Origin of the sequence: Cryobacterium psychrophilum (assembly GCF_004365915.1) — a bacterium.
Lineage (GTDB): Bacteria > Actinomycetota > Actinomycetes > Actinomycetales > Microbacteriaceae > Cryobacterium > Cryobacterium psychrophilum.
This window is the reverse complement of sequence record NZ_SODI01000001.1, coordinates 3,443,454-3,456,362: the sequence shown is the minus strand read 5'-3', so window position 1 is coordinate 3,456,362 and position 12,909 is coordinate 3,443,454. Positions and strand designations below refer to the sequence as shown.

The 12,909-nt window shown below is 67.1% G+C and carries 9 protein-coding genes and 1 pseudogene; 5 read left to right on the top strand and 5 right to left on the bottom strand.

Going from position 1 to position 12,909, the window contains the following annotated elements; translation table 11 throughout:
- Positions 1-214 precede the first annotated feature (214 nt).
- The gene (gene rpsT, locus EDD25_RS16270) at positions 215-478 is read left to right on the top strand and encodes a 30S ribosomal protein S20 (protein ID WP_134174816.1); all 264 of its coding nucleotides are present in this window, start codon (positions 215-217) and stop codon (positions 476-478) included.
- A gap of 139 nt (positions 479-617) precedes the next feature.
- Positions 618-1,184 (top strand): hypothetical protein, encoded by a 567-nt coding sequence (locus tag EDD25_RS16265; RefSeq protein WP_134174814.1) that lies wholly within the window; start codon positions 618-620, stop codon positions 1,182-1,184.
- Positions 1,185-1,191: 7 nt separating this feature from the next.
- Here the strand turns inward: EDD25_RS16265 and holA are convergent, their stop codons facing one another.
- Positions 1,192-2,241, bottom strand: coding sequence for a DNA polymerase III subunit delta (holA, locus tag EDD25_RS16260; protein WP_134174812.1), 1,050 nt, complete (start codon positions 2,239-2,241; stop codon positions 1,192-1,194).
- A 146-nt stretch (positions 2,242-2,387) separates the two neighbouring features.
- On the opposite strand from holA, the gene EDD25_RS16255 reads away from it, so the two are divergent.
- Together EDD25_RS16255 and EDD25_RS18080 are read left to right on the top strand one after the other, a co-directional pair.
- Complete coding sequence (locus tag EDD25_RS16255; protein WP_241986378.1) at positions 2,388-3,818, top strand: MATE family efflux transporter; 1,431 nt, start codon at positions 2,388-2,390, stop codon at positions 3,816-3,818.
- Entirely contained in the window at positions 3,815-4,885 is a 1,071-nt protein-coding gene (locus EDD25_RS18080; RefSeq protein WP_134174810.1) for a glycosyltransferase family 4 protein, read from the top strand. Before EDD25_RS16255 ends, EDD25_RS18080 begins: the two co-directional genes overlap by 4 nt.
- Positions 4,886-5,107: 222 nt before the next feature.
- On the opposite strand, the pseudogene EDD25_RS18075 reads toward EDD25_RS18080, so the two are convergent.
- The 4 genes and pseudogenes from EDD25_RS18075 to pabB form a co-directional block, all read right to left on the bottom strand.
- Positions 5,108-6,868: pseudogene (locus tag EDD25_RS18075) on the bottom strand (ComEC/Rec2 family competence protein); the annotation flags it as partial.
- A 392-nt stretch (positions 6,869-7,260) separates the two neighbouring features.
- A complete protein-coding gene (locus EDD25_RS16240; protein WP_134174806.1) occupies positions 7,261-7,950 on the bottom strand; it encodes a helix-hairpin-helix domain-containing protein in 690 nt (229 codons plus the stop codon).
- Between the two features lie 103 nt (positions 7,951-8,053).
- Positions 8,054-10,582 (bottom strand): leucine--tRNA ligase, encoded by a 2,529-nt coding sequence (leuS, locus tag EDD25_RS16235; protein WP_241986379.1) that lies wholly within the window; start codon positions 10,580-10,582, stop codon positions 8,054-8,056.
- A 203-nt stretch (positions 10,583-10,785) separates the two neighbouring features.
- On the bottom strand, positions 10,786-12,210 hold the full coding sequence (pabB, locus tag EDD25_RS16230) for an aminodeoxychorismate synthase component I (protein ID WP_134174802.1): 1,425 nt from the start codon (positions 12,208-12,210) through the stop codon (positions 10,786-10,788).
- A gap of 61 nt (positions 12,211-12,271) precedes the next feature.
- Between pabB and EDD25_RS16225 the strand changes: the two genes are divergently transcribed.
- Positions 12,272-12,907, top strand: coding sequence for a DedA family protein (locus tag EDD25_RS16225; protein WP_134174800.1), 636 nt, complete (start codon positions 12,272-12,274; stop codon positions 12,905-12,907).
- Positions 12,908-12,909: the final 2 nt, after the last annotated feature.

Sequence of the window (12,909 nt, the reverse complement as noted above, 5' to 3'; positions counted from 1 at the left end):
CGCCCGGCGCGGGGACGCGGGGAGCGTAACCGGGCCCTGCCTCCTGCGAGATTACGATCTCGATTGCGCCGAAACCTCGTGTGCTGGTATCGTTGGCCGTTGACTTGCGTGTTGGGTCCCACCCCACACGATTTTCGCCGCAGCAGCGCCCTCTATCGCTCAGCGGCACTCCGAACCAGGCAGTCCAAACAGGACCTAACGAAAGCGTATAAACGTGGCAAATATCAAGTCGCAGATCAAGCGAATCGGCACCAACAAGAAGGCTCAGGAGCGCAACAAGTCGGTCAAGAGCGAGTTCAAGTCGGCCATCCGCGCGACTCGTACCGCAGTTGCCTCCGGCGACAAGAACCAGGCTGTCGCCAACCTCGCCGTTGCTTCCAAGAAGCTCGACAAGGCCGTCAGCAAGGGTGTAATCCACATGAACCAGGCAGCAAACAAGAAGTCGGCAATCGCGAAGGCTGTTTCAGCACTCGTCTAATCTGACTCACTGTACGAATGGCCCTCGCCTCACGGCGGGGACCATTCGTGTATCCGCCCAGGTCGTCGGCGCTCCGACACGCGCCTGTCAGGACGCCCCGTTTGGGCCCCCGCGCGCGGGACGGCGTTAGACTGTCGCCGTGATGAGCGCTGACTACCCCAAAATTGCCGCCAGCCCACCCGAACCGAGACTCCGCCACGGCACACTCCTGGCAGCTTTCGCGGCCGGTGGGGCAGCGGTGCTGACCGTGAGCCTCCTGTTCCTGCCGACAACAAACGAGTCAACCCCGGTCTGGCCTGCCCTCGGCCTGTTCGGTGTCGCTTGTCTCCTCGGCACCGTCCTCCTGGGCCTTTCCGCCGGTTCCGCCCGCTCGCCGAGGAATCTGCGCGACCGGGTCGCGACCATGACGGGCGTCGTCGCGATCCTCGCGGTGCTGGGCATGCTCGCGTTCAAGCTGTTCATGCCCACCGCGGATCAGACCGTGACCGTACAGTTCTCCGATCCCACGGGTCGGATAGTTCTTGAGTATTGTCCCACGCTGCCGGGCTCATTCGCGGGGCTGGCCCGCCCCGCCGATGTCGCGGGGACGGCAGCGACCGTTCCCGTGCGGGTCACCGCAGACATCTGCGGCAACCCGGAATTCACTGACGGCATCTGGCTCTACCTCCAGCGATCCGGGGTCACGCTGGGCGTAGCCGGGCAGTAGCGCGGTTTCAGACGTTGCCGCGGCGCACAATCACGCCGATGAGGCGTTCGAGCACGAACACGGGGTCGCGGCCCCCACCCTTCACCCCGGCATCCGTCTCGGCCAGTACCTCGATGCAGCGAGCCAACCCCTCGTCGCTCCAGCCGCGAAGGTCCCGCTGCGCGCGCTCGACCTGCCAGGGCGCGAGTCCCAGCGTGGACGCGAGCTGACCGGCCGAACCGCGCGCTCCGTAAACCTTGGCCATCGTTCGAATCTTGCTCGCGAAGGCCGCAACGATCGGTACGGGGTCTGCACCGGAGGACAGAGCGTGCCGCAGGGTCAACAGCGCTTCGCCGTTCCGCCCGGCGATGGCGGCATCCGCCACCTTGAACGCGTTCGTTTCCACTCGTCCGCCGTAGTAGCGGTCGACCGTAGTCTCGGTGATTTCGGAAGTGGCGTCTGAGATGAGCTGTTGGCACGCTGCCGACAGTTCAGCCAGGTCATCCGAGAAGGCGGCCACGAGCGATCGGAGGGCGCTCGCGGTGACCCGTTTACCGGCGACCTTGAACTCTGCCGAAGCGAACTCGTACTTCTCGGTGTCCTTCTTCAGCTCGGTGCAGACGACTTCGATGCCGCCACCGCCACCGCCACGGATCGTGTCGAGCAGCTTCTTGCCCCGCACTCCCCCACCGTGGCGCAGCACCATGTAGGTGTCCTCGGCCGGGTTCGTGAGATAGTCGAGCGCCTCGGTGAGGAAGGTGTCTGTGCACTTTTCGACCGAGCTGACGCGAATGAGACGCGGCTCCCCGAAGAGCGAGGGGCTCGCGAGGGTGAGCAGCTCACCCGGCGCATAGCTATCGGCCTGCACGTCGGTGATTTCAAGGCTCGGGTCTTCAAGCTTCAGAAAATCCCTGAGCTGGCGGATGGCGCGTTCGGCCAGGAAGATTTCCGTTCCGGAGACGAGCACAATCGGGGCCGGGCGAACCTGGTGCCACGATACTTGCGGGATCGAGGTCCCCTTGGCTGTCGTCCGCGCCTGTGGTGCGGCCCGGCGAGCTCCCTGCGCTTTCGCGACCATGCGGTTCCCTTCGATTGCAGCTTCAAGCTTATCGCGCGTCGACGTGCGCCGCCCCGGCCACCCCCACTTCGTGGGAACCTCCGGTTTTCCGTGCCCATCGCCCCCGGGCGCACCGTTCTCCTGATATGAATACACGAAGCCCATGTATGTTTCTTGTTCTGCCGACGCACAGTCGTACCAGCGAAGCCGAGGTTGTTGTGCCCAAGCCGTCCACGTCCCGCCCGACCTCAGGCGGGATGCTGGCAACGGTCGGCACAACCGCGGTCGCCAAGATCGTGGTGGTCGGACTTTCGGGGCTGCTGGGAATATTCACCAGCCGGCTGATCATCGCCAACTTCGGAACGGATGCCTACGCGCAGTACGGTCTCCTGACCACGTTCCCGGCCCTGCTCCCGTTCGCGGACCTCGGGATCGCTGCCATCGTGATCAACGCGGTTGCCGGATCGAACTCCGTGCGCACCGACGAGTACGTGCGGCGGGTCATCGTGACGGCCTTTCGGATCCTGATCGTGTCCGGGACGTTGATTGTGGTGGGGGCCGTGGCCATTCACCTGCTCGGCTGGTGGCCGCTCCTGCTCGGCGACGGCCTCATCCCCGACGGGGGAAGCGTTGCCGCGTTTGCCTGCCTGGCGATCTTTGGCCTGGTGCTTCCCCTCACCGTGGGCCAGCGCATCCTGGTCGGCCTGCGAAAGACGAGCGCGCAGGTCGCCAGCCAGGCGGTGATTGCGCCGTTCATGTTGCTCAGCATCGGCATCCTGATCGCCCTGTCGGCACCCGCCGGAACGTACATCGCCGTGCTGTCTTATGTGGCGAGCGGCATCGTCTCGGTGATCTGCCTCGTCATCGCGGGCCGGGCGCTCGCACCCCAGCTGCGGATGGCCGTTCGAGACATTCCGCGCATCCGCCGGGTTCAGAGCGTTCCCGCCCTCGGCCTCGCCTGGCCGATGCTCGTGCAGATGCTCGCCCTGCCCCTCGCCATGCAGACCGGCCGGTTGCTCCTGAGCCACCTGTCCACGAGCTATGAGCTCGCCAAGTACAACCTCGCCTCCCAGCTGTTCGGAATCGTTCTGCAGACCATCGCGGCGGCTGGCATCGCATTGTGGCCGATCTATGCCCGCGCACGATCGACGTCCAGAGTGCAGTCACCGCTCGCTCCGACGCTGTGGTTCCTGCTCGGCGGGCTCACCCTCGGCGCGCTCCTGGCCCTCGTCTCACCGTGGGTGGCCGACTTCGTGTCGAGTGGCCAGATCGAGCTCGATCCCCTGCTGCTGGTGATGTTCGTCATCTTTGTCGGGCTTCAGGCGGCCAAGTACCCGTTCGGCATGTATATGACGGATCGGCGTGGCCTGGTCTTCCAGGTCGTCCCCGTCATTGCCATGGTCCCGATCAGCCTCGGTCTCTCCTTCTGGCTCGTGCCCATTCTCGGCGCCGCCGGCGCGGTTGCGGGTGCATCCGCGGCGGTGCTCATCTGCCAGATCTTCCCCAACCTCTGGTACGTGCGACGCGACCTGGCCAGGCGTCGCGCCGAGCCGGAACCTGATGCCTCGCCCGCCACGGCCGAGGATCCTTCGCTGTGAGCGCGGTCGAGGTCTGCTACCCCCTGGAGCGCAACCTGCCGGGGTGGATCGAACGTTTCGAGGCCGACGAAGTTCCAGGCCGGTGGCCTTACGGACTGCATGAGCTTGCGCCCGCCGGCCTGGCCGTCACCGCGGCATCCGTGTCACAACCCGGCAGGGCACAGTCCGCCCTCGCTCGTCTGATCCCCGCGGCGGCGCGAGCCCGACTGCCGCGTTTCGCTCCCATCGGCACGGGCCTGGCGTGGGATGAGAATGTGGCCGTGCGGATGAGCGCGCTTCGACCCCGGCAAGAAATGTATTGCGGCGTCATCTGGGTGACCGATCGGGTGGGCCGCTCCGGCGTCTCGACCACCGATGCACGCCTGCGATCGGTGCTGCGCGGAATGCGCGGCATTTTCGTGAACAGTCGCGCCCAGGTGGCGCCCCTGCGTGAGTTCCTCGGCGCCGGAGCGCCCTCGGTCGAGTTCATCCGCTTTGGGGTCGATGAGACCTTCTGGCGGGCCCAGCCGTACCCGGAGGTGCCGCTCATCGTCAGCGTGGGCGGAGACCGCGACCGGGATGCGGCCGTGCTGTACGAGGCGCTCAGCCTGGTGCATGCGAGCCGGCCCGAGGTGGAGATCATTGTTCAAAGCGCGTCGTCCGTGTCGCCTCCACCGGGAGTGACGCGGGTCGGGCACTTCACGCACGTTCAACTGCAGGCGCTGTACGCGCGGGCCAGCGTCGTCGCGGTGGCGACGAAACCGAACCTGCATGCCTCCGGCCTGACCGTGAGCCTTGAATCAATGGCGACGGGCCGCCCGGTGGTGATCAACGATGCGCCGGGGCTGCGAGATTACATTGTCAACGGCGACAACGGATGGTTGACCCCCATGGGCGATCCCCGGGCGATGAGCGAACGCGTTCTCGCGGTGCTCGCCAACCCGACCGAGGCTGCGGCGCTCGGGCAGCGCGCTCGGGCCTCGGTGGAGGCGCGGTTCACGACGAAACACCTGGCCCGCAGCCTGGCCGGGTTCATGGGCATCGGCGGCTCGCCCGACGCGCCGTTTGCGCGGGATGCGGGCGTCTGAGGCCGCCCTTTCGCCCCAGACCAGGAGCGACCCGTCATCACCTTGCGAAACCACAATCATTCCCCGCAGGTCGGTACGCTCGACGCGGGTGCCGACCTCGCCCAGAATATCCAGCAGCCGTTTCGTCGGGTGCCCGTACGTGTTCCGGGCGCCCACCGAAACGAGACCGACCCTGGCGCCGAGGGCGGCGTAGAAATCCGGACTCTGGTCGGCCGAGCCATGGTGTGCCACCTTGACCACTTCGACCCTGCCTGGCGCGTCCGAGCGCAGGAGGGCCTTCTGGGCTTCCTCCCCCAGGTCGCCGAGGAATACGGATCGGATGCCGCGCCCGGCGAACTCGATCGTGACGCTCCCCGGGTTCCCGACCTGCATCCGGGTGGAACCTCGGATGGGCCACAGCACCCTCCAATCGAGGCCACCGAGCGTGCCGTGGTCGCCCTGGGCTGCCTGCAGCACGGTGGCGCCACCCCGGACCAATTGCTCGTGCAGGCCAGCATCCTGCGCGTTCTCCGGCACGCCAACGAGGGCGGTGTCCACCCGGCCGATGACGGCGCTGAGGCCTCCCACATGGTCGAGGTCGTAGTGGGTCAAAACGAGCAGGTTGATGCGGGAAATACCCAGCGTGGCCAGGCAGGCGCCCAGCAGGCCGGGGTCCGGGCCCACGTCGACGAGCGCATAGCGATCCTCCTCGCGTACCACGACGGCGTCGCCCTGTCCGATATCGCAGGCGGCGATCTGCCACCCGGCCGGGAAGTGCGCCGCTCGGCCGATCCCGGCCCCGACGAGAGTTCCCGCGTACGCGCCGCTGCAGGTCAGCAGCACCGCAAGCGCCGCAGCCGACCATCGTCGTGACGGTCTGTCCCGGCGTCGCAGAATGAGCCAGAGGGCGAGCACGGTCAGGAGCGCGAGTGCGACGGCGCCCGGTACGCCCTCCAGCCAGGGGAGACGGTTTCCCGGGAGCGTAGCCGTGGTCCTGGCCACCGCGGCAATCCACGCCGAGGGGAGCCAGGCCACGTGCACCAGACCGGCGGAGATGCCGGGCAGCAACGGATTCGCCAGGCAGCCGAGCAGCCCAATCACGGTGGCGACCGGGGCGGCCGGTGCGGCGAGGAGGTTCGCGGGAACCCCGTAGAGGGCGAGGGTGGGGTTCAGGAGCAGGAGCACCGGTTGGCAGGCGAGTTGGGCGGCCAGCGGAATCGAGATGACAACGGCAAGGGCCGGGGGCATCCATCGCGCCAGCAGCCGGGACAGTGGGCCGGCCAACACGAGCAGGCCCGCGGTGGCGAGCACCGACAGCGCGAAGCCGTAGTTGCGCGACAACCAGGGGTCCAGGAGCAGTAGCAGGATGGCCGAGAGGGCCAGGGTGGGCACCCCGCGGCCCGGGCGGCCCGCGCCGATCGACAGCAGGGTCACCGCCGCCATCACGGCCGAACGCAACACGCTGGGCTCCGGCGTCACGAGCACGACGAAGCCGCCGAGGGCCACGAGGGAGAGGGCGATTCGCATTCCCCGCCGCAGCCGGCGTCCGAGCAGCATGATCGCGGCGATCACGACGGCACAGTTGGCACCGGACACGGCCGTGAGGTGGCTGAGCGAGCTCGCCTTCATGGCGTCGTCGAGTTCCGGGCTGACCGATGTGGTGTCGCCGATGGCCAGGCCGGGGAGCAGGTCGCCGCCGTCGCCGGGAAGCAGCGCCGCGTCCCGGGAGAATCCGGAGCGCAGGTCACCGGCCCACCGGAGAACCCAGCCCGCATCGGCGAGCACGGTCGGTCGGCTCGTCGCAAAGAGCAGTGCCGAGGCGGAATCTCCCGGATCCGTGAGCCGCAGGGTGCCCACGAGTCGCACGGTCTCGCCGATGCGCGGCGCGGCCGCCCCCTCCTCGCCCGTCGACGCCGTCGGCGCGAACACGAGCAGCGGCACGGCGGCGCCGGACAGTCCGGACCCGGGTGCGTCGGAACCGTGCGCGCCGGACAGGCTGGTCATCGTCGCCCGAAACCGCACCCGACCGGCCACGCCGGCACCGACTCCGCCGGTGACCGCAACCGGCAGCGACCACACGGTGGCCGTGATGTCGACGGTCTGATGCCGGGCGGCGGCGACCCGAACCGCGTCGGGCAACCGCGCGGGAGCAGCCACCCCAATCACGGCGGCCATCAGGCCCGCCGTCGCCCCGCACACCATGAGCGTGCCCCACAGCTGCCGATTTTCGGGCCGCCGACGGGAGGCATGCTGCGTCACCAGCAAGGCGCCCAGGCAGGCGATCGCAAAGAACCAGGAGGCGGCACCCACGACGGCACCCACCCCGGGGAATGTGACCAGGATGCCCGCGCTCACCCAACACACCACGGCCGGGACGACCAGGCGAAGGTCGAGCCTCACGTCGTGACCAGGTCTTTGAGCGCCTCAAAGGTCTTGTCGCCGACACCGGTCACATTGCGCAGGTCGTCGACGCTCGTGAATCGCCCGTTGGCCGTGCGGTAATCGATGATGCGCTGCGCCATCATCGGCCCCACATGCGGCAGCGTGTCCAGGTCACTCAGCGAGCCGGTGTTGAGGTTGACCTTGGCCGCGGGGCCGGCCGCCAGCCCAGCGGCCCCGCCGGCCGCCGCTCCGGACGGCTGCCCCGGCGGGGACTCCCCCACCAGCGGCACGTACAGTTGTTCTCCGTCCACGAGGAGGCGAGCGAGGTTGACCCCGCCCGGATCCGCCGTCTCGAGCAGGCCTCCCGCCTGCGCGACCACATCCATCACCCGGGATCCGGCCGGCAGGTCGAACAGCCCGGGGGTGCGCACCGCGCCGAGTACGTGCACGAAGATGGTGGGCGCCGGTGAGGCCTGGGCATCCGGCGCCTGCGAAAACGTGCCGGCTGTCGACGAGGCGGCGTCTGGCCCGGCGCCGACACGATCACTCGTGGGCTGGGCGAGGGCGGAGACCAGAACCGCCGTCACGAGGGCAGCGATCAGCAGCACGATGGCTGCGCCGACTCCCAGGCGCAGACGGGCTCGCTCCGGGGCACGAGCGTGCGAGCTCAGCCGGGCGAGGTCGTCACGGTGATCAATTGTCATCCCCGCAAACTAGGCGGGTCACGGCGTTCGGAGGGCTGTCCTCCGACAACTGTGCACGGCCGCCCGCCGCCCGTGTGTGGGGAGGGGCGGCCGGTAGAACCGCTTAGCTGCGCGTGACGATGGAGACGAGCTTGGGCACCCGCACGATCACGCGCACGACCTCCCGCTCACCGATCGAACGGATCACGGGAACCGCCTCCCGCGCCATCTTCTCGAGATCTTCACCGGAGATCTTCGGCGAGACCTCGAGCAGGGTGCGCATCTTGCCATCCACCTGCACGACGGCGGTCACGGCCTCCTCCACAAGGAGCGTCGGGTCTGCCTTGCGCCACAGCACGAGGGCAATGCAGGGTTCGTAGCCGAGGTGCTGCCACATGTCCTCCGCCGCGTAGGGAGCGAACAGGTTGAGCGCCATCGCCGTGACCTCTGCGGCTTCTCGCACCGCAGCATCCGCGGGGCCGGGGCCCGTGTCGATCACCTTGCGGGTCGTATTGACGAGCTCCATCAGGCGAGCGACGACAACGTTGAACTTGAAGGATTCGACCAGCCCGGGGGCGTCGGCGAGGAAGCGATGCGTCACCCGACGCAGGGCGGCGTCTCCCGACTTCCATTCCACGTCGGGCGCGCTGGTCACGTCGCGCGCGACCCGCCATGCACGCGCGAGGAACTTCGACGATCCGACGGGTGAGACGTCGGACCAGTCGATGTCGTCCTCCGGCGGTCCGGCGAACGCCATCGTCAGTCGTACGGCGTCGACGCCGTGACGTTCGACCTCTTCGGTGAAGTACACGAGGTTGCCGCGGCTCTTCGACATCTTGGCACCGTCGAGGATCACCATGCCCTGGTTGAGCAGGGCGGTGAAGGGTTCGGTGAACGAGACATATCCCTCGTCGAACAGGAACTTCGTGATGAAACGGGCGTAGAGCAGGTGCAGGATCGCGTGTTCGACCCCGCCCACGTACTGGTCCACCGGTGCCCACTTCTCGGCTTCCTTCGGATCGAAGGCGCGGGTGGGGTCGGTAGGGTTCAGGAATCGAAGGAAGTACCACGAGCTGTCCACGAAGGTGTCCATCGTGTCGGCGTCGCGGAGGGCCGGGGTGCCGTCGATGGGGTTGGCGACGTTGACCCAGTCCGCTGCGCCGCCGAGTGGGGACGTTCCCTTGGGCTTGAGGTCAAGACCGTCGGACGCCGGCAACAGCACCGGCAGCTGCTCTTCCGGAACCGGGATCTCGGCTCCGTCGGCGCCGTGGATGATCGGGATCGGGGTGCCCCAGTAGCGCTGACGTGAGATGAGCCAGTCGCGCAGGCGATAGTTCTTGGCCGCGCGACCCGTGCCATCGGCGGCGAGCTGCTCGATGATGCGCTTGATGGCTGTGGTCTTGCTCATGCCGTTGAGCGGCCCGGAATTGATGAGTCGTCCTTCACCGGGCAGGGCGATGCCGGTCGAGGCCGGATCCAGCTCGGGAAGTTCCTCGGTTCCATCGAGCATCTCCGGCGTGATGACGGGGATCATTCCGGTGACGGCCGCGTTCGTGTCGACGACGACGCGCACGGGAAGGTCGAAGGCACGGGCGAAGTCCAGGTCGCGCTGGTCGTGGGCCGGGACGGCCATGACCGCTCCGGTGCCATAGTCCGCCAGAACGTAGTCGGCGGTCCAGATGGGCAGCCGTTCGCCGTTGACGGGGTTCACGGCGTAACGGCCGAGGAAGACACCGGTCTTGGGGCGATCGGTGGCCTGGCGCTCCATCTCGGTGCTGCGCTGCACCTGCACGAGGTACTCCTGGAAGGATGCCTGTACCTCGGGTGAGGAGCCGGCCACGAGGTCGGCGGCGAGGTCGGAGTCGGGTGCGACGACCATGAACGTCGCGCCGAACAGGGTGTCCGGTCGGGTCGTGAACACGGTCACGCGTTCCTCGCGCCCCTCAATCACGAATTCGACGTCCGCGCCGATGGACCGGCCGATCCAGTTGCGCTGCATGTTGAGCACCTTGGCCGGCCAGCTCCCCTCGAGCTGGTTCAGGTCATCGAGCAGGCGGTCGGCGTAGTCGGTGATCTTGAAATACCACTGGGTCAGCTTCTTCTTGACGACCACCGCGCCGCTGCGCTCCGAGGTACCGTCGCCGAGCACCTGTTCGTTGGCGAGTACGGTCTGGTCGATCGGGTCCCAGTTGACCCAGCTGTCCTTGCGGTAGGCTAGGCCCTTCTTGTGCAGCTGCAGGAACAGCCACTGGGTCCACTGGTAGTACTCGGGGTCACTGGTGTGCAGCTCCCGGTCCCAGTCAAAGCTCGTGGCGTACAGACGCATGCTGCGCTTCTGCTGGGCGATGTTGTCGTAGGTCCACCCGCGAGGGTCGATACCGCGCTTGATGGCCGCGTTCTCTGCGGGCAGGCCGAAGGAGTCCCAGCCGATGGGGTGCAGCACATTGAAGCCCTGGTGGCGCCAATAGCGGGCAACGATGTCGCCCAGGGCGTAGACCTCGGCGTGCCCCATGTGCAGGTCACCGGAGGGGTACGGGAACATGTCGAGAACGTACTTGCGCGGGCGGCTGTCTTCCGGGTCGCTCGTGCTGAACGGCTTGAGGTCTTCCCAAATCGGCTGCCATTTCGCCTGGATGGCCGCGAAGTCGTACATCTCTTCGTCACTGTCGACGTGCGAATGCACGGTGTCGTGCGAAGGGACGGTGTCGTGCTCGTGTGCCACGGGACTCTCATTCATTGCGAGGGGTGCGAGCCGAGGCTCGCGGGAGCGCGCCCGGTCGAGGCGTCCACCCCTCTAGGTTACTCATCGCTCGTGCCTCGTGCTGACTCGGGCGCGTCGACGAGCGCCGCCAGCGGTCAGTCACGCACACCCAGGGCAGCCAGCAGGGCCGCCGCTTTCACGCGGGTTTCCTCAATTTCCTCCTCGGCATTCGAGAGGGCGGTGATTCCCCCACCCGTGCCGATCACCGCTTCATTCGCGCTCAGCACAATGCTGCGGATGACGATGGCCAGGTCGATTGATCCGTCCACTCCGAAATACCCGAACGCGCCGGCGTAGACACCGCGCGGTCCGTCCTCCAGAGCGTCGATGATGCTCATGGCGCTGCGCTTGGGCGCCCCGGTCATGGAGCCGGCGGGGAAACACGCCTCGACCGCATCGATCCCGGTGAGACCGGGGGCAAGCCTGGCCTCAATGGTACTGACGAGCTGGTGCACATGCGGGTAGCTTTCCACGGCAAGCAGTTTCGTGACGGCGACAGATCCCAGCGCGGCCACCCGGCCCAGATCATTGCGCATCAGGTCGACGATCATCAGGTTCTCGGCGCATTCCTTGTCGCTCGAGCGCAGTTCCTTCGCAAGGTCCCGGTCGCGCCCCGCGTCGACGGAACGGGGTCGGGTGCCCTTGATCGGTTTCGTTCGTACGGCGCCCGCGGGCGTGACGTGCAGAAACTGTTCGGGTGAGGCGCTCAGCAGCGCCGTCTCTCCGAAGCGCAGGAGGCCGCCGTGGTGGCTCGGACTGCTCTCACGCAAACGTCGATACGCCACCGCCGGATCGACCCGTCCGGTCACCGTGATCTCATTCGTGAGGCACACCTGATAGGCATCACCGGCTCGAATTGCCAGGAGGCACTCGTCGATCAGCTTCGCATAGCGTTCCGGCGGGTGTCGCCAGCGAGCGCTCGCCGCCGTCTGGCGGGCCACCGTGGCGACCGGAGTGGCGCACGCGGGTACCGGGCGGAGGGCGCTCACAATACTCTGCACCCACAGGTCAAGGGTTCCGGGCGGGTCGTCCGGGTAGGTCCTCGCGACGAGGGTGACCGTGCGTTTTCCGTGGTCGAAGACGATTGCCCGATCGATTTCGAGCAGGGCAGCATCCGGGGACTTCGACACCTGAGTCGCACCGCCGACCGTCTGCGCCCCGAGTTCGTAGCCGAGCCAGCCGACCCAGCCCAGCTGAAATTCACCGTCAAACCCGGTATCCGGTCCGGTGGATACCGGGGCCGGGAGCTCATCGCGAAGAAAATCGAAGATGGTTCGCGTCGACACCTCAGGGAGCTGCCCAGGCCCTGCCGGGGTACACACGCTCACGGTGTTGTCCGCGACGCACGCGGTGACGTATCGGGATCGCCGTCCGGCCGCCCCCAGATAGCTTCGACCGGTTTGGGCGTCTGCTCCGGCGTCGAGCCAGAACGCGTGGGAGTCGGTGCCGTACAGGGTCTCGAAGACGCGCGACGGATCCCACCATTCCTCCAGGGGAATATGCCGCACGCTTCCACTCACCCTGCAAGCCTAGGCTGCCGACTGGGGCCACAGACGACGCGATCCGAATAGGGTGTCAGAGATGAATGACGTGCTCACCTGGATCCTTGAAACCGTGTCGAGTGTCGATCCCGTGCTGCGGACGGCGCTCGCCGGTCTCGCAATGATGCTCGAGACGTCCTTTCTCGTGGGCCTGATTGTGCCCGGAGACACGGTCGTCATCGTCGCGAGCACTGGCGTGGCCAACCCTGTCGAGTACTTTTCCCTGATGATTGCCGTCATTTGCGGCGCTGTCATCGGCGAGAGCCTCGGCTTTGCACTCGGCCACCACTTCGGGCCGTACATTCGACGAAGCCGACTCGGCCGACGCATCGGTGAGGCCAACTGGGTGAGGGCGGAGAATTACCTGAACCGACGTGGGGGCGTCGCCGTCTTCATCTCTCGATTCCTGCCCGTTCTCCACTCGCTCATTCCCCTCACCGTGGGCATGAGCGCCATGCGCTATCGCACGTTCATAGCCTGGACCGTACCGGCGTGCGTGCTGTGGTCAGCCGCCTACATCTCGGTTGGTTCCGCCGCTGCCGGCACGTATCGCGAAGTCAGTGGGCAGCTGCACACTGCCGGCTACTTCTTCGTCGGCATCATCATCGCCTTCATCGTGGCCGTCATGCTCGTGAAGAAGTGGCTGCACCGACGCGAGTCGCGTCACATGAGCTGAGC

Coding starts and splice junctions, on each gene's coding strand:
- holA (WP_134174812.1), bottom strand. CDS start 2,241: ATGGTCGCGAAAGCGCAGGGAGCTCGCCGGGCCGCACCACAGGCGCGG.
- EDD25_RS16255 (WP_241986378.1), top strand. CDS start 2,388: ATGTTTCTTGTTCTGCCGACGCACAGTCGTACCAGCGAAGCCGAGGTT.
- EDD25_RS16240 (WP_134174806.1), bottom strand. CDS start 7,950: ATGACAATTGATCACCGTGACGACCTCGCCCGGCTGAGCTCGCACGCT.
- leuS (WP_241986379.1), bottom strand. CDS start 10,582: ATGTACGACTTCGCGGCCATCCAGGCGAAATGGCAGCCGATTTGGGAA.
- EDD25_RS16225 (WP_134174800.1), top strand. CDS start 12,272: ATGAATGACGTGCTCACCTGGATCCTTGAAACCGTGTCGAGTGTCGAT.